The sequence below is a fragment of the Pseudomonas nitroreducens genome, assembly GCF_014204515.1.
GTDB lineage: Bacteria > Pseudomonadota > Gammaproteobacteria > Pseudomonadales > Pseudomonadaceae > Pseudomonas > Pseudomonas nitritireducens_A.
Genome location: NZ_JACHLI010000007.1, coordinates 232716 through 251135, shown reverse-complemented (window position 1 = coordinate 251135; position 18420 = coordinate 232716). Strand labels below are relative to the sequence as shown.

The following is an 18420-nucleotide window of genomic DNA, read 5'->3' as shown; positions in this document are numbered from 1 at the left end:
TCGTTCAACTGTTCGGGCTTTGGTCAGAGGACGGCGCAAGGCAGCTTGGGCTCCTACTCGTGCTCGAACACTGCGGACCTGCAGCTTGCCTTGCGTCGCTCTCACCTACGATCGTATCGGGAAAGGCAGACACAAGCGGACCTTGTCCGCGAAATCTGCCCGGCGCCCCTGAAAGATCCGGCGGAAAGCGGATCACTTCGCGGACAAGGTCCGCTCCTACAGGAAGCTATTCAGCGCCGCTTGCTACCGCCCAACAGTGCGCCCATCAACCCGCGCACCAGCTGTCGGCCGATCTGGTTCGCCGCTTGGCGCACCACGGTCTTGCTGACCTGGCTGGCCAGGGAGCCGAGGATCTCGCCGGCCATGCCGCCAAAGTCGGTGCCGGCCCCCTTCTGCTCGGTGGGCGCCATCTTGTCGTCCGCGCGGCCGGTGAGCTTCTCGTAGGCGGACTCGCGGTCGATCGGCTGGTCATAGCGGCCAGCCAGGGGCGAACGGCGGATGATGTCGGCGCGCTCGGCATCGCTCAGCGGGCCGATACGCGACTGTGGCGGCGCCACGGCCACGCGCTGGACCATGGCCGGCGTGCCCTTCTCTTCCAGGGTGCCGACCAGCGCCTCGCCGATGCCCAGTTCGGTAAGCACCTTGAGCGTGTCGAGCGCCGGGTTGGGACGGAAGCCGTCGGCGACCGCGCGCAGGGACTTCTGCTCCTTGGCGGTGAATGCCCGCAGGCCGTGCTGGATGCGCAGGCCCAGCTGTGCCAGCACGTCGTCCGGCAGATCACCGGGCGACTGGGTGACGAAGTAGACGCCCACGCCCTTGGAGCGGATCAGCCGCACCACCTGCTCCAGGCGGTCCTGCAGGGCCTTGGGCGTGCCGTTGAACAGCAGGTGCGCCTCATCGAAGAACAGCGCCAGGATCGGCTTGTCCGCATCGCCACGCTCGGGCAACTGCTCGAACAGCTCGGCCAGCAGCCAGAGCAGGAAGGTGGCGTAGACCTTCGGCGCGTCGTGCACCAGCTTGCTGGCGTCCAGCAGGTGGATGCGCCCGCGGCCGTCCGCCTCGGGACGCAGCAGGTCCTCCAGTTGCAGCGCCGGCTCGCCGAAGAACGCCTCGGCGCCCTGTTGTTCCAGCAGCGCCAGGCGCCGCAGCAAGGCCTGGGACGAGGCGCCGGTGAACAGCGCACGGTCCTCGCCGAGGATTTCCGGATGCTCCTTGAAGTGGTTGAGCAGCGCCTTGAGGTCCTTCATGTCGAGCAGCAACAGACCTTCACGGTCGGCCACCTTGAACGCAGCGAACAGCGCCGCCTGCTGGCTCTCGGTCAGCTCCAGCAGGTTGGCCAGCAGCAGCGGGCCCATCTCCGACAGGGTGGTGCGCAGCGGATGGCCGGTCTTGCCGGCGACATCCCAGAGGCTCACCGGGTAGGCGCGCGGCTGGTAATCCAGCCAGGGCATGCTGGCGATACGCTCGGCGACCTTGCCCTGGGGATTGCCGGCAGCGGCGATACCGCAGAGGTCGCCCTTGATATCGGCGGCGAACACCGCGATGCCGGCATCGCTGAAGGATTCGGCGAGGCGCTGCAGGGTCACCGTCTTGCCGGTGCCGGTAGCGCCGGCGATCAGGCCGTGGCGGTTGGCGAGCTTCCAGGACTGGCCGACCGGCTGGCCGTCGGGACCTGCGCCAATGATGAGTTCGTTCGTGGCTGACATCCGTTGTTCCCCTTCAGTGGGCCTGACACCGTGAGTGCATCGCACAAGAGTGGCGCGTCCGGCCGCCCTGCGCAATCGGCTAGGACGGGACTTTGAAGACGTGCCGGAGATAGCGCAGGAAGTTCTCGTCCTTGCACTGGGTCTTGCCTGGCGCGTCGGAGATCTTCGCCACCGGGTGGCCGTTGCAGGCGGTCATCTTCAGCACGATGTTCATCGGCTGCACGCCCGGTACATCGCAGGTGAAATGCGTGCCGATGCCGAAACTGACGTCGATGCGCTCGCGCAGCGCCCGGTAGATCTCCAGCGCGCGTGGCAGGTTAAGGCCGTCGGAGAACACCAGGGTCTTGGTCTGCGGATCGATGCCGAGCTTCTCATAGTGCCGGATGGCCTTTTCCGCCCACTCCAGCGGGTCGCCGGAATCGTGGCGCAGGCCATCGAAGAGCTTGGCGAAATACAGGTCGAAATCCGCCAGGAAGGCTTCCATGGTGATGCAGTCGGTCAGCGCGATGCCCAGCTGGCCGCGGTACTCGCGGACCCAGGCATCCAGCGCGGCGGCCTGGCTGTCGATCAGCCGCGGACCGAGCTGCTGGTGGGCCATCAGCCATTCATGGGCCATGGTGCCCAGGGGCTTCACGTTCAGCTCGCGGGCCAGGTGGACGTTGCTGGTACCGACGAAGTGCCCCGGGAAGCCATCGCGCAGGTCGCGTACCACCGCCTCCTGGACCCGGTAGGAAAAGCGTCGACGGGTGCCGAAGTCGGCCATCTTGAAGCCGGCCAGTTCCTCGGCACTGGCCTGCGCGCGCAGCCAGTCGAACTTCTCCTGCAGGCGCTCGCGCACCGAGCTCAGCGTGGTGCCCGGGTAGCGGTGGCGATTGCGCACTTCGCTGATGGTCGCCAGCAGCGGCACCTCGAAGAGGATCACATGCAGCCAGGGGCCCTTCAGGCGCAGGAACAGCTCGTCGTGCTCCACGCCCAGCTGCACGTAGCTGGGGTTGAAGCGGAACAGGCCGAGGAAGCGGATGAAGTCCGGCTTGAAGAAAGGGATGCGTTCGAGGAAGGCCAGGTCCTGCGGCGCGAAGGACAGTTCGGCCAGGCGCTCGATCTGCTCGCGCAGCGGGTCGAGGTAGGCGCGCAGGTCCTCTTCGTTGCGGCAGCGGAACTCCCACTCCACCTCGGCGTTGGGGTAATTGTGCAGCACCGCCTGCATCATGCTCAGCTTGTAGAAGTCGGTATCCAGCAGGTTCTGCACGGTCCGCCGGGAAAATACGCTGTCGCTCATGCTCGTCTCGTCGCAGGCATCGAACCGGCAGTCTAAACCCCTGGCCCACAAAAAACCCCGCCGAGGCGGGGTTTTGCGTCTTCAGCAGAGATCAGCGGGCCTTGCTGCCCTGGGACATGCCGAAGAGGAACAGCAGCAGGTCGTGGTCCGGACGAAGATCCTGCTGCTTGGCGCGCAGGTTGGCCGGCATCGGACAGCTGTCCAGCCCGCCGTGTCCGGAAATGACCGAAGGTCCTGGCTCATGCCAGGCCGCCGCCGCGAGGGTTGCTACCCCAAGCGCACCGATGAGGAGCAAACCTCGCGTAATTTCTAACTTCATGTCTGCAACCCTTTGATGGCGCTGCCAAACGCCGCTTGGTAACCATAGACAAATGCTTGCCACTGCGTCTCGGTCCACGACGAACGGCGTTTTACCTGACGAAGATCGTGACGAGCGGCGCGCTGGGCGCTGAAGCGCTGGCGGGCCTTTTCCATGTCGATCAGGGCTACTTCGATGCTGTCGCCGTCCACCCGCACGAATACGTGCTTGAGGTACAGGCAGCCGTGCTGCCAGCGGCCGGCGTTCAGTTTTGCAAGGGTACTACCGTAATGTTGCAGAATTCTTTGGTGCAGCGCGTCGCCCCAGCGCTCCTGATCGCCACGGGCATAGCAGTCTTCCAGGCTGCTGAAGCCATCCAGGGATTCGGTGACCAGCAGCGCCTGCCACTCGCCGTCCACCTTGCGGCAGCCGGCGTAGACCAGGGTCGGCACGCGCACGCCAAGGGCCTCGGCAGCCTTCAGCGCGTTGCGCTCGCGGATGGCGGTCGGATAGCCGAAGGGATGCAGGAGGTCGCGATAGATGTGGCCGACCTGTTGCTTGCGATACAGCATCCGGCCATCGGAGGTCAGGACACGCTGCACACCGCTTTCGCCACCACGCCGGCGATTGGGCTCCTCGACCCACTTGCCAGGCACCTGCAGCCAGCGGTCAATGGCGTTCTCACCGGAAATTTGCTGCAGCGACGCCAGATCAGCGGCCATCCATCACTCCTTACGCAGAATGTAGACCCGCCACATATGGATGAGCGGGACGAAATCAATGTGATCCTGGACCTTGAAACCAGCCTGGCGGAACTCCGCCTCGATGGTCTTGGCGGGAATCACGAAGCGGTTCTGGTAGGCGTGTTTCTTGCGATTCGACTCGGCGCGAGCACGTTTCCAGGATTTGAAGTTGCCATCGACCCACATCGACAGGATCACCGAATCGCGGGTCACGCGGTGAAACTCGCGCAACATCGTCAGGCGGTCATCGGATTCGCCGATGTGGTGCATCAGGCGCATCGAGAAGATGCTGTCGACAGCGTTGTCCGGAAGATCAACGGCAAAGGCCGAAGTCTGCAAAGGTCGGACGCGTTTTACAACCTCGTTCGGTTGACCGGCACAGGCCACGGCGATCATGTCCGCGGAATTGTCCGCGCCGATGATCACCCGGTTCTCCTTTTCGGCCAGCATCGGCCAGAAGCGTCCGGCCCCGCTGGGAAGGTCGAGCACCAGGTTGGGCTGGCCGGCGAGCTTGAGCGCCTGGCGGGCTATCTGGACATCTCGCCAGTGGGAAAGTTTCCGCGACAGACCGGCCTGATGTTTGCGCAGGTAACGCTCTGCATGCTGGCGGTCGTACTTGTGGGAGAACTCCAGGTCGACGGATTTGTCACTCATCGGATTTTTACCTTTCCCAATTTCAGGGCGAACGATACGAGCCAGCCTGTCATAGCCGGGTCGTGCACTTGTGAAGTTTTCGTCAAAGAACGGCTAGGCGAACTTCGAAGCGGCAGCCGTGGGGTTCCACCGGGCGCAGGGTGACGTCCCAGCCTTCGGAGGCGCAGATCCGCTTGACCAGCGACAAGCCCAGGCCAAGCCCCTCACCACGCGGGTTTTCGCCCCGCACGAAGGGTTGGAAGACCCGTTCTCGCTGCGCTTCCGGGATGCCGGCGCCGGTGTCTTCGACCCAGAAACCGTTGCCGGAAAGTTGTAAGCGGATACTGCCGGATTCGGTGTAATGCATGGCATTGCGCAATAAATTGCTCATGACCGAGCGCAGGAAGGACGCGTTGAACTGTCCCGGCATGGCCTGCTCGGGGAAATACTCCAGTTTCAGCCCTTTCGCCTCGATGGTGCTGCGCCACTGGCCGACCAGTTCATCACCGATCTGCCGCAACCCTGCCTGGGTGACGATGCCCATGTCCTTGCGCTGGGCGCGGGCCAGCAGCAGGAAGGTCTGCACCAGATCGCGCATCTCCTCCGCCGCGCTGGTCATCCGCCCCAGTTGCGCACGGGCCCGCGGGCTCAGGCCCGGTTCTTCGGCGAGCAATTCGCAACTGGTGGCGATCACCATCAGCGGCGTGCGCAGCTCGTGGCTGACGTCGCTGGTGAAGAGCTTCTCGCGGGTCAGCACGTCCTGCAGGCGCCCCATGGCGTAGTCGAAGGCCGCAGCCAGCTCGCCTACTTCGTCGTTGGCATAGTCCGGCGCCATCGGCGGTGCCAGCTCCAGCAACTGGTCGCGATGGCGGACCTGACGCGCCAGGCGCGATACCGGCTCCATGACCTTGCGCGACAGCAGCCAGCCGAGCAGCCCGGCCAGGGTGAGACTGAGCACGTAGCCGGTGACCACCGCGGCGTAGAGAATCTGCTCGCGCGCCTCGAAATCACTCTGGTCCTGCAGCAGCACCACACGGCGGCCATCGATATCGCGCACCAGCGCGTGGAACGACAGCTCGCCGTCGAACACCTCGTGGAAACCGTCGTCCAGGCGGCGCAGCGCCGGCGGCATGGCGTAGACACCGGCGCCGTCGCTGATGAAGAAACGCATCCCCGGATCGAGCTTGGGTGCCTGGCCGTTGCCCAGGTCCTCATTGATGATGCGGTCCAGCTCGCCGCCCAGGTCACGGGAAATCAGGCGCTCTTCGACGATATGCACGACGCCGACGATGCCGACCGAGAACAGGCCGCCGACAGCGGCGGTCATGAGTACGAAGGCAAAGACAATCCGTCGGGATAGGCTCTGCTTATACTCCATGCGTTTCTTCCGCCAGCTTGTAGCCGACGCCGTGGACCGTGTGCAGCAGCGAGGAGCCGAACGGCTTGTCGATCACCTGGCGCAGCTGGTGGACGTGGCTGCGCAGGCTGTCGCTGTCCGGGCAGTCGTCGCCCCAGACGGCCTCTTCCAGCACATCGCGGCGTACCACGTGCGGGCTCTTCTGCATCAGCACCGCCAGCAGCTTGAGACCGATGGGGTTGAGCTTGAGCGGCTTGCCGGCGCGGCTCACCTCCAGGGTATCGAGGTTGTAGCTCAGGTCGGCGACCTGCAGTTCGCGGCGACCGCCGCCCTGACTGCGGCGCAGTACCGCCTCGATGCGGGCGGCCAGTTCGGAGAGGGCGAAAGGCTTGAGCAGGTAGTCGTCGGCGCCGGAGCGGAAGCCCTGCAGGCGATCGTCGAGCTGGTCGCGGGCGGTCAGCATGATCACCGGGGTGTCGCGCCGCGCGTCCTCGCGCAGGCGCCGGCACAGGGTGAAGCCGTCCAGGCCCGGCAGCATCACGTCCAGCACGATCAGGTCGTAGTGGGCAGTGGCCGCCAGGTGCAATCCGGACAGGCCATCCTGGGCGCAATCCACCGTGTAGCCCTTGAGGCCCAGGTAGTCGGCCATGTTGGCCAGGATGTCCCGATTGTCTTCAACCAGCAGAATGCGCATGTGCTCTCCTTTTAAGCAGATGCATCCTAGCGTAACCAGCTTAAATGGAACTTAAACGCCTTTGACGGAATTTTCACATTCCATCGCCCGCCTTTTGCTCGACGGCACGCTCCAGCGTGCGCCGAAAACGGGAAGCGCGCCTCAGTCGTCCTCACCGGTAACGCCGAATTCGATCGGTGTCTTCACATAGAACAGCTTCACGCCCGCCACGCGGATGGCCTCGAAGATACGCTCGCACTCGGCCTCGCTCACCGCCATGGTGACTTCCTGGGGCTGGTCAGCCAGTTCGAAGAAGTGTGCGTAGTGGATGCGCCCGGTCTTGCCGAATCCTTCGCTGGCGGTCATCAGGGTGGCGCCGCGCACGCCTTGCCGGCGCGCCTCCTCCAGCAGCCACTGGGCCAGCGGCAGTCCGGCGTGCTTGCGGTCCTGCTGGGTGAAGAACTTCAACTGGAACCCGTTCATCGCTTCCTCCCGAGGCCCGCAGGCCCCTTGATCAGCGGGCCTAGCGGCCCATCAGCCAGTGCACCGACCAGAGGCCGGCCAGGGTCATCAGCAGGGAACCGGCCAGGTGCGTGGCGATGGTGCCCATCGCCCAGGCCAGGCGCCCTTGCTGCAGCAGTACGACGACCTCCGCCGAGAAGGTGGAAAAGGTCGTGAGGCCGCCGCAGAAGCCGGTGATGATCAGCAGCCGCCACTCCGGCGCGACGCCGGGCGTATTGGCGAAGAAAGCGATGGCGGCGCCGATGATGTAGCCGCCGACCAGGTTGGCGACCACCGTGCCAGGGGGCATCGAGGGCAGGAGGGTGTTGAGCTTGAGCCCGAGCATCCAGCGCAGCAGTGCGCCGAGAGCGGCTCCGAGGGAGACGGCGAGAATGGATTTCCACATGGTCCTGTCCTGGGAAAAGTGTTTTGGACAGGCTGCAGGCGAGCGCCTACGCGCCTTTCCAGGTCTATGCGTAGGCATCATCAGCCACGAGGGCGGTTGAAGGAGGAATGCCATCTCCTGCGCCGCAGTCTGGCATATCCGACGCCCATGAAAAAGCCCCGCCTAGGCGGGGCTTTTTCTTACAGCAGGTGCCGGGTGGCTTACATCATGCCGCCCATGCCACCCATGCCGCCCATGTCCGGCATGGCCGGGGCAGCCTTGTCGTCAGCCACTTCGGCAACCATGGCCTCGGTGGTGACCATCAGGCCGCCGATGGAAGCAGCGGCTTGCAGCGCCGAACGGGTGACCTTGGCCGGATCGAGGATACCCATCTCGATCATGTCGCCGTAGACACCGGTAGCAGCGTTGTAGCCGTAGTTGCCCGAACCCTGCTTGACCTTGTCGACCACCACGCTCGGCTCGTCGCCGGAGTTGGCAACGATCTGGCGCAGCGGAGCTTCGACAGCGCGACGCAGCAGAGCGATACCGACGTTCTGGTCTTCGTTGTCGCCCTTCAGGCCTTCGATGGCCTGCAGAGCACGTACCAGAGCGACGCCGCCGCCAGGCACCACGCCTTCTTCCACAGCAGCGCGGGTAGCGTGCAGGGCGTCTTCAACGCGGGCTTTCTTCTCTTTCATCTCGACTTCGGTGGCAGCGCCAACCTTGATCACGGCAACACCGCCAGCCAGCTTGGCCAGACGCTCCTGCAGCTTCTCACGGTCGTAGTCGGAGGAAGTCTCTTCGACCTGCTTGCGGATCTGCAGGACGCGAGCTTCGATGTCGGCTTGAGCGCCAGCGCCATCGATGATGGTGGTGTTTTCTTTGCTCAGAACCACGCGCTTGGCGTTACCCAGGTGCTCCAGGGTGGCGCCTTCCAGGCTCAGACCGACTTCTTCGGAGATGACGGTACCGCCGGTGAGGATGGCGATGTCCTGCAGCATGGCCTTGCGGCGGTCGCCGAAGCCCGGAGCCTTGACGGCTGCGACCTTGACGATGCCACGCATGTTGTTGACGACCAGGGTAGCCAGGGCTTCGCCTTCGACGTCTTCAGCCACGATCAGCAGCGGACGGCCGGCTTTGGCAACGGCTTCGAGGACCGGCAGCATCTCGCGGATGTTGGAGATCTTCTTGTCGACCAGCAGCAGCAGCGGGCCGTCGAGCTCGGCGACCATGGTGTCCGGCTTGTTGATGAAGTAGGGGGACAGGTAGCCACGGTCGAACTGCATGCCTTCTACGACGGACAGTTCGTTTTCCAGGCCCGAGCCTTCTTCAACGGTGATCACGCCTTCTTTACCGACCTTGTCCATGGCTTCGGCAATGATGTTGCCGATGGAGTCGTCGGAGTTGGCGGAGATGGTGCCGACCTGGGCGATGGCCTTGGTGTCGGCGCAGGGCTTGGCCTGCTCTTTCAGCTGGGCAACGATGGCCACGGTGGCCTTGTCGATGCCGCGCTTGAGGTCCATCGGGTTCATGCCGGCAGCGACGGCCTTCAGGCCTTCGTTGACGATGGCCTGGGCCAGAACGGTGGCGGTGGTGGTGCCGTCACCGGCAGCGTCGTTGGCCTTGGAGGCCACGTCTTTCACCAGCTGGGCGCCCATGTTCTCGAACTTGTCTTTGAGTTCGATTTCCTTGGCAACGGAAACGCCGTCCTTGGTGATGGTCGGAGCGCCGAAGCTCTTGTCCAGGATGACGTTACGGCCTTTCGGGCCCAGGGTGGCTTTGACGGCGTCGGCCAGGACGTTTACGCCGACCAGCATTTTCTTGCGGGCGGAATCGCCGAACTTAACTTCTTTGGCAGCCATGTTCTCTTTCCTCTAAATCGAATTCAGTGGGTTTGGCAGGGACGGACTGGATCAGTCTTCCAGGACGGCGAGGATTTCGGACTCGCCCATCACCAGCAGCTCTTCACCGTCGACCTTGATGGCGTTGCTGCCCGAGTACGGGCCGAAGACCACCTTGTCACCCACTTTCACTGCCAGAGCGCGAACTTCACCGTTGTCCAGCACGCGGCCGGCGCCGACGGCGACGACTTCGCCGCGGTTCGGTTTCTCGGCGGCGGAACCCGGCAGCACGATGCCGCCTGCGGTCTTGGTCTCTTCCTCGCTGCGACGGATGACGACGCGATCATGCAGAGGACGAAGCTTCATAGTCGTAACTCTCCCAAACTGTGATTTTCCAACGGCCAGATCGATGCCCGGCAGGTTTTATTGAATCCGGCGGTGCCGGTTTGCGTCCCGGCGGGCGAGACGCGTAAAGAGCAGCCTGTGCGTATGACAGGGACCTTGCGGTGACCGGTACATAAGGTCGCTACAAGGCATTTCAAGGGTGTGACGAAAAAAATTTTACCCGCGGCGGGGCGGCGGGCAGCGCTGCCCGCCCGATTTCAACGCAGGCGGTCGCGGTCTTCCTCGCGGCGCTGGTATTCGCCTTCGATTACGCTGGGCCCACTGCGGTGCTGGGCGCTCGGATCGTCGGCGAAGGCGCGACGACGCTCGGCCTGCTCCTGCATGCGCTGGCGCACGCGGCCGAGCATCAGTCGGCGGGTGAACGGAATCAGGCAGAGCAGGCCGAACACGTCGCTGATGAAACCCGGCAGCATCAGCAGCCCGCCGCCCAGGGCGATGACCAGGCCTTCGAGCATTTCCTGCTCGGGCAGTTCGCCGCGGTTGAGCCGCTCGCGGGCCCGCAGTGCGGTGGCGACACCGGCCACGCGCAGCACCGCGGCGCCAATGAAGGCGCCGGCGATGATCAGCAGGAGGGTCCAGCCCACGCCGATGACGCTGCCGACCTTGATCATCACGGCCAGCTCGATCAGCGGGAACAGAAGAATCAGAAACAGGGGAACTCGCATCGATGAATCCTTGGCGGGTCATTGCCCGGGTAGAAAGCTAGGTGGCGACGCCCCGTTGCGATTTCAAGGGATGGCACAGGGACGTTCAGGCCTGGATCACTTCATTGCCCGGCCAGACGTCCGCCCTGGCCAGTTGCACCAGCGCCTGGCGCACCGCGCCAGCGTTGCCGCAGGGCGCGGGGAACGGCAGCCAGTGCAGGCCCTGGCCGATGCGCAGGTGGAAACCTTCGGTATCAATTCCCGCCAGTTGCGGCTCCTTGCCGGCGGGCAGTCCGGCCAGGGCGACGTAGTGCTCGATGGCGTTGGCGTGGTCGCTGTTCATGTGCTCGACCATGCTTTTCTCCGCCTCGCCGACGAAGGGGTTGGCCAGGGGCACGCTGTCGGCGCCCAGCCAGTGGATATCGCCGAAGCCGCCGATGAAGCGCCACTGCACCGGTTGCAGCACCCAGAAATCGAAGTCGTGGACGATGTGGTAGTCCTGCGAGCCGGGGAAGTAGCGGTAGTAACGCTCGGCGGCGCCGGCGATGGCGTCGACGTCGTCGATCAGCCGCGCCTCGGCCAGCAGGGTCAGGCGGCCGGCGGCCTGGATGTCGTCGACGCCGCGCTCGCCGATCAGCAGGGAGCATTTGCCGTCCTGCTGCAGGTTATGGGTGTGCTGGGCGATCCGGCTGATCAGGATCAGCGGGTGGCCAGACTCGTCCAGGCAGTACGGCACCACGGAGCCGAAGGGGAAGCCGGGCCACTTCTTCGAGTGGGTGGAGAGGACGCCGCGGTATTCCTTGAGCAGCAGTTCTCGGGCATGCTTGGCAGCTTTCACGCTCAACTTATGACTCCTCGCAAAGAATCCGTCGTAAACGGACGGGCAGGACTGACTCTGTGCACAGCTGCCGGCGGGGCCTTTCACCAGAAACTGTTCGTGGGGTTGTTCCGATGCAATTGAAAGACAAGGTCATCATCATCACCGGTGGCTGCCAGGGCCTGGGCCGCGCCATGGGCGAGTACCTCTCCGGCAAGGGCGCGCGCGTCGCGCTGGTGGACCTCAACGCCGAGAAGCTGGACGAAGCCGTGACGGCCTGCAAGGCCGCCGGCGGTGACGCCCGTGCCTATATCTGCAACGTCGCCAATGAAGAACAGGTTACCCACATGGTGGCCCAGGTCGCCAGCGACTTCGGCGCCATCAACGGCCTGGTCAACAACGCCGGCATCCTGCGCGACGGCCTGACCATCAAGGTCAAGGACGGCGAGCTGAGCAAGATGAGCCTGGCGCAGTGGCAGGCGGTGATCGACGTCAACCTGACCGGCGTGTTCCTCTGCACCCGCGAAGTGGCGGCGAAGATGATCGAGCTGAAGAACGAAGGCGCGATCGTCAATATTTCCTCCATCTCCCGCGCCGGCAACATGGGCCAGGCCAACTATTCCGCGGCCAAGGCCGGCGTTGCCGCCGACACCGTGGTCTGGGCGAAGGAACTGGCGCGCTACGGCATCCGCGTGGCGGGCGTGGCGCCCGGCTTCATCGAGACCGACATGGTCGCCAGCATGAAGCCCGAAGCCCTGGAGAAGATGACCGCTGGCATCCCGCTCAAGCGCCTGGGCAAGCCGCTGGAGATCGCCCACTCGGTGGCCTACATCCTCGAGAACGACTACTACACCGGCCGCGTGCTGGAGCTGGACGGCGGCCTGCGCCTGTAATCCGTCCGGCCATGAAAAAGCCCCGCCATGTGCGGGGCTTTTTTATGCTCTTCGTAAGAGCGAGCTTGCTTGCGAACAATTCCACCCCAGTGCCGAGCGGTTCGCGAGCAAGCTCGCTCCTACATAAACAGACTCCCTCTTACATGAAGTTGACCTACCAGCCCACGCCCAGGCCAACGGTGTAGCGGCGCTCGTTGACGTCGCCGTCGTTGCCGCTGAGCTTGTCCCACTCAGCCTTCAGGCTCAGGGACGCCCAGGAGGTCAGCTTGTAGCGGATGCCCGCCTCGCTCTCCAGCTCGTAGTCGACGTTGGAGGCCAGCGGCTTGCTGACTTCGCCGTTGGTGAACAGCTCGAACTGCTTGGCCAGCAGGTAGCGGTTGTAGTCCCATTTCAGGCTGGTGCTGTAGAAATGGGTCTTCTCGTCGTCGACGAACTCGTAGTCGTTGCGGTTGACCAGGGTCGCCAGGGAGAACGCGCCCAGCTCGTTGTCCCAGAACTGGTAGCCCGGACCGGTACCGATGGTGCGTTTCTTCTGCAGGTCCTCGATCCAGTCGCGCTTGTACTGCGCCTGGCCCTGCCAGAACCAGTGTTCGTCGAGGAAGCGGTCCAGGGCGTATTGCGCCGAGTAGTTGTCGGTGCTGACCTGGTTGTCCTTCTTCTCGCGGTTGTACTCGCCCTGCAGGTTATGGCGCCAGCGGCCGTGGCGGGCGTTGGTCTTGAAGTCGATGTCGTAGTCCTCGACATCGTTTTCCGCCTGCTTGTGGTCCAGGGAGAAGTCGACGTTGCCGGTCCACACCCAGTCCTCGAGGATCGGCTTGGGCGGCATCATCTGCTCGATCTTCGCCAGTTCCACCTCGCGCGGCTGGCCGTTGACCAGCGTGACCTTGCCCTCGTCCGGCGAGGCCTTGAGGCCCTTGGAATGCTCGCCCTGCTCGTCGTCGTACTTCACCAGCAGGTTCTGGTCGGTCTCCAGGGTCTTGATCTTGTCCCATTTCAGGGTGATCTCGCCGCCGTAGTCGGTCGCCAGCAGCAACTTGCCACCGTCGTAGAGCTTGACGGTGCCGGTGAGGCGGTCGCCGTTCTTCAGCCAGACGGTGTCGGCGAGGGCGGAAAGCGAACAGGAAGCGAGGGCAACGGACAGCAGGGCTCTAGAGAACATGAGTCGGATTCAACTGGACTGAGTGGGCAAAAAGCCGGGCATTATCCAGATACCCGACACTAGAGCAACGACTGACCGGCCGAGATGCAGGGAGTTCACCATCCCTGACAGATGGGTCTCAGGAATTTTCCGATTTGTCAGTCCTGCGCCAGCGGATATGCTGACCATCGGCCTGTCTACCACGACGCTTTCGATGCCCAATCCCAAGTCCCGCCGGCCCGCCGGCTCCCCTCCCGCCGATCTCGGCCTGGAAAGCCTGCAGGTGCGCCGCGAGGCGATCTTCCTGGTGATCGCCCAGGTACCCGAGGGCTGCGTGATCACCTACGGCGATGTCGCCCGCCTGGCCGGCCTGGGCCGCGCCGCGCGCCTGGTGGGCCGGGTCATGAGCCAATTGCCCGACGGCACGCGCCTGCCCTGGCATCGGGTGATAGCCGCTGGCGGACGCATCAGCCTGCCGATCGGCACCGTCTCGGGTAACGAGCAACGCGCACGATTGCGTGCCGAGGGTGTCAGAATCCATAACGATCGGGTGGACATACGTCGGCACGGCTGGCCTAGCGGTGAGCAGTCCGAGTAGAGTTCGCGTAATTTTTCGTCCTGCTGGAAAACATCCCCCCATGAAAGAGCACTCCTGGCGAGAGGCATGGATTGCCTACAAGTCTCCCGCCAGCCTCGCGCTTTTGCTGCTGGGTTTCGCCGCCGGCCTGCCGTACATGCTGGTGCTCTCCACCCTCTCGGTGTGGCTGCGTGAAGCGGGAGTCGCCCGGGAAACCATCGGCTTCGCCAGCTGGATCGGGCTGGTCTACGCCTTCAAGTGGGTCTGGTCGCCGATGCTCGACCAATGGCGCCTGCCCTTCATCGGCCGCCTGGGCCGACGCCGCTCCTGGCTGGTGTTCTCCCAGGGGCTGATCGCCATCGGCCTGCTGGGCATGGCGCTGTGCAACCCGCAATCGCACCTGAACTGGCTGATCGCCCTGGCGATGGTGGTGGCGTTCGCCTCGGCCACCCAGGACATCGCCATCGATGCGTATCGCCTGGAAATCGCCGAGAACACCCGCCAGGCCGCGCTGGCCGCCTGCTACATGACCGGCTACCGGGTCGCCGTGCTGTTCGCCACCGCCGGCGTGCTGTTCCTCGCCGAATGGGCCGGCTCCAGCGTCCTGCACTACAGCCAGTCGGCCTGGGCGCTGACCTACGCGGTGTGCGCGCTGGCCATCCTGCCCGGCCTGATCACCACCCTGCTGATGAAAGAGCCGCCGGTGAACGTGCAGCCGCAGGCCGGCAGCTCGGCTTTCGCCTTCAATCACCAGCTGCTCTCGGTGCTGACCCTGCTGGTGCTGCTGATCTCGGTGCCGGCCATGCTCACCGCGCTGACCGCCCAGGCATGGCCGCGTGCCGCGCTGTACGGCATCTTCATCGGCATCTGCATGACGCCCCACGGCCGCCGGCAGATCCGCCCGGTGCGCGAGCTGCTGTCGAAGGTGCGCCGCCCGCTGCTGCTCGCCGTGCACGGCCGCGGCCTGCCGCAGTTCGACTTCGTCCACCAGGCCGTCTCGGTGATCGTGCTGATCATCCTGCTGGTCACCGGCACCGCCTTCATCAACATGGCCGAAGCCGGCAAGTGGTGGCTGGCGATCCTCTACCTGCTGATCTCGCTGAGCTGCATCTCCGCGCCCGGACGCCTGCTGATGGCGCCGGTGCTGACGCCGATCACCGAGTTCGTCCGCCGCTACCGCTGGCAGGCACTGCTGCTGCTCGGGCTGATCTCCACCTACCGGATGTCCGACACCGTCATGGGCACCATGGCCAGCGTGTTCTACATCGACATGGGCTTCTCCAAGGACACCATCGCCACCGTCAGCAAGCTGTTCGGGGTGATCATGACCCTGGTGGGCGCCGCGGCCGGCGGTGTGCTGATCGCCCGCTTCAGCATCCTGCCGATCCTGTTCATCGGTGGCGCGGCCTCGGCCGGGACCAACCTGCTGTTCGCCGTCCTGGCGCAGATGGGCGCCATCGACGATCCGCACCTGCTCGGCCAGAGCGTGTTCACCCTGCTCGGCGCGCTGGAGCCCCACGTCACCATGCTGGTGGTGACCATCATGCTCGACAACTTCAGTGGCGGCCTGGCCACCTCGGCCTTCGTCGCCTACCTGTCGAGCCTGACCAACCTGAAGTTCTCCGCCACCCAGTACGCCATGCTCAGCTCCACCATGCTGCTGCTGCCGCGCTTCATCGGCGGCTATTCCGGCACCATGGTCGAAAGCATGGGCTACGAGCGCTTCTTCTTCGTCACTGCCCTGCTCGGAGTACCGACCCTGCTGCTGATCGGCTGGCTGTGGCTGCGCCGCAGCAACGACCTGACCAACGGCGCCAGCGAAGAAGCTCCGACGCAACAGCCCAGCGCAGAGCGCAACTGATCCAGCAGACATGAAAAAGGCCGGCGAATGCCGGCCTTTTTCATGTCCATGCCATCGATCAATCCGCCAGCACGGAATCCTCTTCGCCCTTGACCACGCGCACCACCTTGCTCGGTGCCAGGTCGATGCTGCTGTCGAGCAGACGCAGGCGCACCTGCTCATTGAGCATGAAGGTCACCGCCCAGTAATCCGAGTTGGCGGTCCACAGACGCAGCGACAGGGTCACCGAGTTCTCGCCCAGGCCGGCGACCACCACCACCGGCGCCGGCGACTTGAGCACGCGCGGATCGTCCGCCAACTCCTTGAGGATGGCGCGGGCGCTGTCCAGGTCGGCGTCGTAGGCGAGCTTCACGTCGAAGGTCACCTGGCGGGTGGTCTGCGTCGAGGTGTTGGTGATGATGCCGTTGGACAGCGCGCCGTTGGGCACGATGACGGTGCGGTTGTCACCGGTACGCAGCACGGTGTGGAAAATCATGATGTTGTCCACGGTGCCGGACACGCCCTGGGCCTCGATCCAGTCGCCGATCTTGAACGGGCGGAACAGCAGGATCAACACGCCGCCGGCGAAGTTCGACAGGCTGCCCTGCAGCGCCAGGCCGATGGCCAGGCCGGCGGCACCAATGGCGGCAACGAAGCTGGTGGTCTGGATGCCGATCATCGAGGCCACGCTGACCATCAGCAGGATCTTCAGGATGATGTTGACCATGCTGCCGATGAAGCCCTGTAGCGTCTTGTCCACATGCTTGGTGGACAGCATCCCGCCCACGCGGCGGGTGAACAGGTTGATCACCCACCAGCCGATCAGCAGGGTCAGCAGCGCCAGCAGGGCATTGCCCAGGTAGGCCAGGGCTATCGGAGTCCAGGCCTCCGCGCTGTTCATCATCTGCTCGTAATTCATATCCATAGGTGCAGGCCCCTTGTCTATTGCCATTCCAAAAACAAAACCGCCATGGCAAGCCATGGCGGTCGGGTGTTCGCCGAGCGACTCTCTAACTGCGACGCCACAAGGGCGTTGAGGTTCCGCAGCGGTGCAGTCGGCAGCGCAGATCAGTCGCGGAAGTTGTTGAACTGCAGCGGCATGCCCAGGGACTCACCGCGCAGCAGCGCAATGGCTTCCTGCAGGTCGTCGCGCTTCTTGCCGGTGACACGTACCTGCTCGCCCTGGATGGCGGCCTGGACCTTGAGCTTCTTGTCCTTGATCAGGGCGACAATCTTCTTCGCCAGGTCCTTGTCGATGCCCTCGCGGAAATCGACTTCCTGCTTGACCACCTTGCCGGAGGCGAAGGAATCCTTGATCTCCATGCACTGCGCGTCAATCTTGCGTTTGACCAGGCTGGAGCGAAGAATGTCGAGCATCTGCTCGAGCATGAAATCCGCCTCGGCGGTCAGGGTGATGGACTTTTCCTTGGCCTCGAAGCTGCACTTGCCCTTCAGGTCGAAACGGCGGTCCAGTTCCTTGGTGGCGTTATCCAAGGCGTTGGTCAGTTCGTGTTTGTCCAGTTCGGACACCACGTCGAACGAAGGCATGACATCTCTCCAGATGGACGGCGCGATGCGGTTCACAGTCAGCATCGAGCCTGGCTTGACGATAAAAATGCGCGGTCATTATAACTGACAGACAAGACCGCGCCCGGCCTCTGACGCCCAGAGCCGGCATTTCCTATCCGTTTCCGAGACAATCCATGCCTACCAACCATCTCAGCATCCTGGTGGTCGATGACGCCAAGTTCTCCAGCGCCATGATCGGTCGCGCGCTGAGCCAGGCCGGCTACCAGAACGTGCGCTTCGCCAGCAGCGCCAGCGAGGCCCTGGAAGTCCTCGAGAAACACCCGGTCAGCGTGCTGCTCGCCGACTGGCTGATGCCGGAGATGGACGGCCTGGAACTGACCGCGCGGGTGCGTCAGCTCGACGAGAGCGGCGACCACTACACCTACATCATCCTGCTCACCGGCAAGGAAGGCGACAGCGCCCTGGCCGAAGCCTTCGACCGCGGCGTGGACGACTTCGTCAGCAAGTCGGCGATGAACGAGCAACTGGTGCCCCGCGTACTGGCCGCCGACCGCCTGAGCAACACCCTGCAGCGCCTGCTGATGGAAAACCGCCTGCTCACCGAGAACATCACCAGCCTGGAACAGCGCAACCTGGTGGACAGTGCCACCGGCCTGGGCAACCAGCGCTACCTGAAACAGAAACTGGCCGACAGCATCCGCCAGGTGGAATCCCGCGGCGGCGCCGTGTGCTACATGCTCATCGGCCTGCCGGAGCTGGTGGAATTGGGGCAGAAGCACGGCCAGTCGTTCCAGAACGAACTGCTGCACGGCGTCGCCCGCCGCCTGCAGCAGCTGGTGCGACCGCTGGACGTGCTGGCGCGCCTGGACGACCAGCACTTCGGCCTGATCACCCTGCTCGAAGACCTGCAGGAATGCTCGCCCAGCAGCTTCCGCCGGCTGCACGAGGGGCTCAACCTCAAGGCCTTCAAGACCAGCGAGGGCTTCATCACCCTCAAGGCCGGCATCAGCCTCGTCGGTCTGGACGCCAAGGCGCTGCCGCTGGAGGTCGAACAGCTCATGCAGCAGGGCCGTTCACTGCTGCCCGACGCCTATGCCAGCGGACGAATCAATGCCAGCCGGCTGACCGGCCTGCGCTAGACTTCGCGGTACGCCCCGTCA

19 protein-coding genes, 1 pseudogene and 1 riboswitch are annotated in these 18420 nt (G+C 64.3%); of the genes and pseudogenes, 4 read left to right on the top strand and 16 right to left on the bottom strand.

What is annotated here, in order from left to right; translation table 11 throughout:
- Positions 1-230: 230 nt before the first annotated feature.
- The 13 genes from HNP46_RS12130 to HNP46_RS12070 form a co-directional block, all read right to left on the bottom strand.
- The gene (locus tag HNP46_RS12130) at positions 231-1706 is read right to left on the bottom strand and encodes a helicase HerA-like domain-containing protein (RefSeq protein ID WP_184589157.1); all 1476 of its coding nucleotides are present in this window, start codon (positions 1704-1706) and stop codon (positions 231-233) included.
- A gap of 79 nt (positions 1707-1785) precedes the next feature.
- Positions 1786-2985, bottom strand: coding sequence for a nicotinate phosphoribosyltransferase (pncB, locus tag HNP46_RS12125; RefSeq protein WP_184589154.1), 1200 nt, complete (start codon positions 2983-2985; stop codon positions 1786-1788).
- A gap of 91 nt (positions 2986-3076) precedes the next feature.
- Positions 3077-3304 carry a hypothetical protein gene (locus HNP46_RS12120; RefSeq protein ID WP_184589152.1) on the bottom strand — a complete coding sequence of 76 codons (228 nt, stop codon included), beginning with the start codon at positions 3302-3304 and terminating at the stop codon, positions 3077-3079.
- Positions 3301-4005 (bottom strand): lipopolysaccharide kinase InaA family protein, encoded by a 705-nt coding sequence (locus HNP46_RS12115; protein ID WP_184589150.1) that lies wholly within the window; start codon positions 4003-4005, stop codon positions 3301-3303. The genes HNP46_RS12120 and HNP46_RS12115 overlap by 4 nt, the downstream gene beginning before the upstream one ends.
- Before the next feature lie 3 nt (positions 4006-4008).
- Positions 4009-4680 (bottom strand): class I SAM-dependent methyltransferase, encoded by a 672-nt coding sequence (locus tag HNP46_RS12110; protein WP_184589148.1) that lies wholly within the window; start codon positions 4678-4680, stop codon positions 4009-4011.
- An 82-nt stretch (positions 4681-4762) separates the two neighbouring features.
- Positions 4763-6037 (bottom strand): sensor histidine kinase, encoded by a 1275-nt coding sequence (locus HNP46_RS12105; protein ID WP_184589146.1) that lies wholly within the window; start codon positions 6035-6037, stop codon positions 4763-4765.
- Positions 6027-6710, bottom strand: a complete 684-nt coding sequence (locus HNP46_RS12100) for a response regulator transcription factor (RefSeq protein WP_184589144.1) — start codon at positions 6708-6710, stop codon at positions 6027-6029. Before HNP46_RS12100 ends, HNP46_RS12105 begins: the two co-directional genes overlap by 11 nt.
- Positions 6711-6851: 141 nt before the next feature.
- Positions 6852-7172, bottom strand: coding sequence for a DUF190 domain-containing protein (locus HNP46_RS12095; RefSeq protein ID WP_184589142.1), 321 nt, complete (start codon positions 7170-7172; stop codon positions 6852-6854).
- Between the two features lie 40 nt (positions 7173-7212).
- Positions 7213-7596: a fluoride efflux transporter CrcB gene (crcB, locus tag HNP46_RS12090; RefSeq protein WP_184589140.1), complete on the bottom strand. Its 384-nt coding sequence runs from the start codon at positions 7594-7596 to the stop codon at positions 7213-7215.
- A gap of 64 nt (positions 7597-7660) precedes the next feature.
- A riboswitch (Fluoride riboswitch) is annotated at positions 7661-7723 on the bottom strand.
- Between the two features lie 73 nt (positions 7724-7796).
- Positions 7797-9437, bottom strand: a complete 1641-nt coding sequence (gene groL / locus HNP46_RS12085) for a chaperonin GroEL (protein ID WP_184589138.1) — start codon at positions 9435-9437, stop codon at positions 7797-7799.
- Positions 9438-9488: 51 nt separating this feature from the next.
- The gene (locus tag HNP46_RS12080) at positions 9489-9782 is read right to left on the bottom strand and encodes a co-chaperone GroES (RefSeq protein ID WP_009617968.1); all 294 of its coding nucleotides are present in this window, start codon (positions 9780-9782) and stop codon (positions 9489-9491) included.
- Between the two features lie 236 nt (positions 9783-10018).
- Complete coding sequence (locus tag HNP46_RS12075) at positions 10019-10486, bottom strand: FxsA family protein (RefSeq protein WP_184589136.1); 468 nt, start codon at positions 10484-10486, stop codon at positions 10019-10021.
- An 85-nt stretch (positions 10487-10571) separates the two neighbouring features.
- Entirely contained in the window at positions 10572-11309 is a 738-nt protein-coding gene (locus HNP46_RS12070) for a HugZ family protein (protein ID WP_184589134.1), read from the bottom strand.
- 107 nt (positions 11310-11416) lie between these two features.
- On the opposite strand from HNP46_RS12070, the gene HNP46_RS12065 reads away from it, so the two are divergent.
- Positions 11417-12175 (top strand): SDR family oxidoreductase, encoded by a 759-nt coding sequence (locus tag HNP46_RS12065; RefSeq protein WP_184589133.1) that lies wholly within the window; start codon positions 11417-11419, stop codon positions 12173-12175.
- A 154-nt stretch (positions 12176-12329) separates the two neighbouring features.
- On the opposite strand, the gene HNP46_RS12060 is transcribed toward HNP46_RS12065, so the two are convergent.
- Positions 12330-13334, bottom strand: a complete 1005-nt coding sequence (locus HNP46_RS12060; protein ID WP_184589130.1) for a DUF481 domain-containing protein — start codon at positions 13332-13334, stop codon at positions 12330-12332.
- Positions 13335-13527: 193 nt separating this feature from the next.
- Between HNP46_RS12060 and HNP46_RS12055 the strand changes: the two genes are divergently transcribed.
- Together HNP46_RS12055 and HNP46_RS12050 are read left to right on the top strand one after the other, a co-directional pair.
- Entirely contained in the window at positions 13528-13911 is a 384-nt protein-coding gene (locus HNP46_RS12055; protein ID WP_260403155.1) for an MGMT family protein, read from the top strand.
- Between the two features lie 40 nt (positions 13912-13951).
- A complete protein-coding gene (locus HNP46_RS12050) occupies positions 13952-15751 on the top strand; it encodes an AmpG family muropeptide MFS transporter (protein WP_184589128.1) in 1800 nt (599 codons plus the stop codon).
- Positions 15752-15809: 58 nt separating this feature from the next.
- On the opposite strand, the gene HNP46_RS12045 is transcribed toward HNP46_RS12050, so the two are convergent.
- Positions 15810-16655 (bottom strand): mechanosensitive ion channel family protein, encoded by an 846-nt coding sequence (locus HNP46_RS12045; RefSeq protein WP_184589125.1) that lies wholly within the window; start codon positions 16653-16655, stop codon positions 15810-15812.
- Positions 16656-16798: 143 nt separating this feature from the next.
- Positions 16799-17278 (bottom strand): YajQ family cyclic di-GMP-binding protein, encoded by a 480-nt coding sequence (locus tag HNP46_RS12040; protein WP_045209642.1) that lies wholly within the window; start codon positions 17276-17278, stop codon positions 16799-16801.
- 140 nt (positions 17279-17418) lie between these two features.
- Here HNP46_RS12040 and HNP46_RS12035 point away from each other — a divergent pair.
- A pseudogene (locus HNP46_RS12035) lies at positions 17419-18399 on the top strand (response regulator); the annotation flags it as partial.
- Positions 18400-18420: the final 21 nt, after the last annotated feature.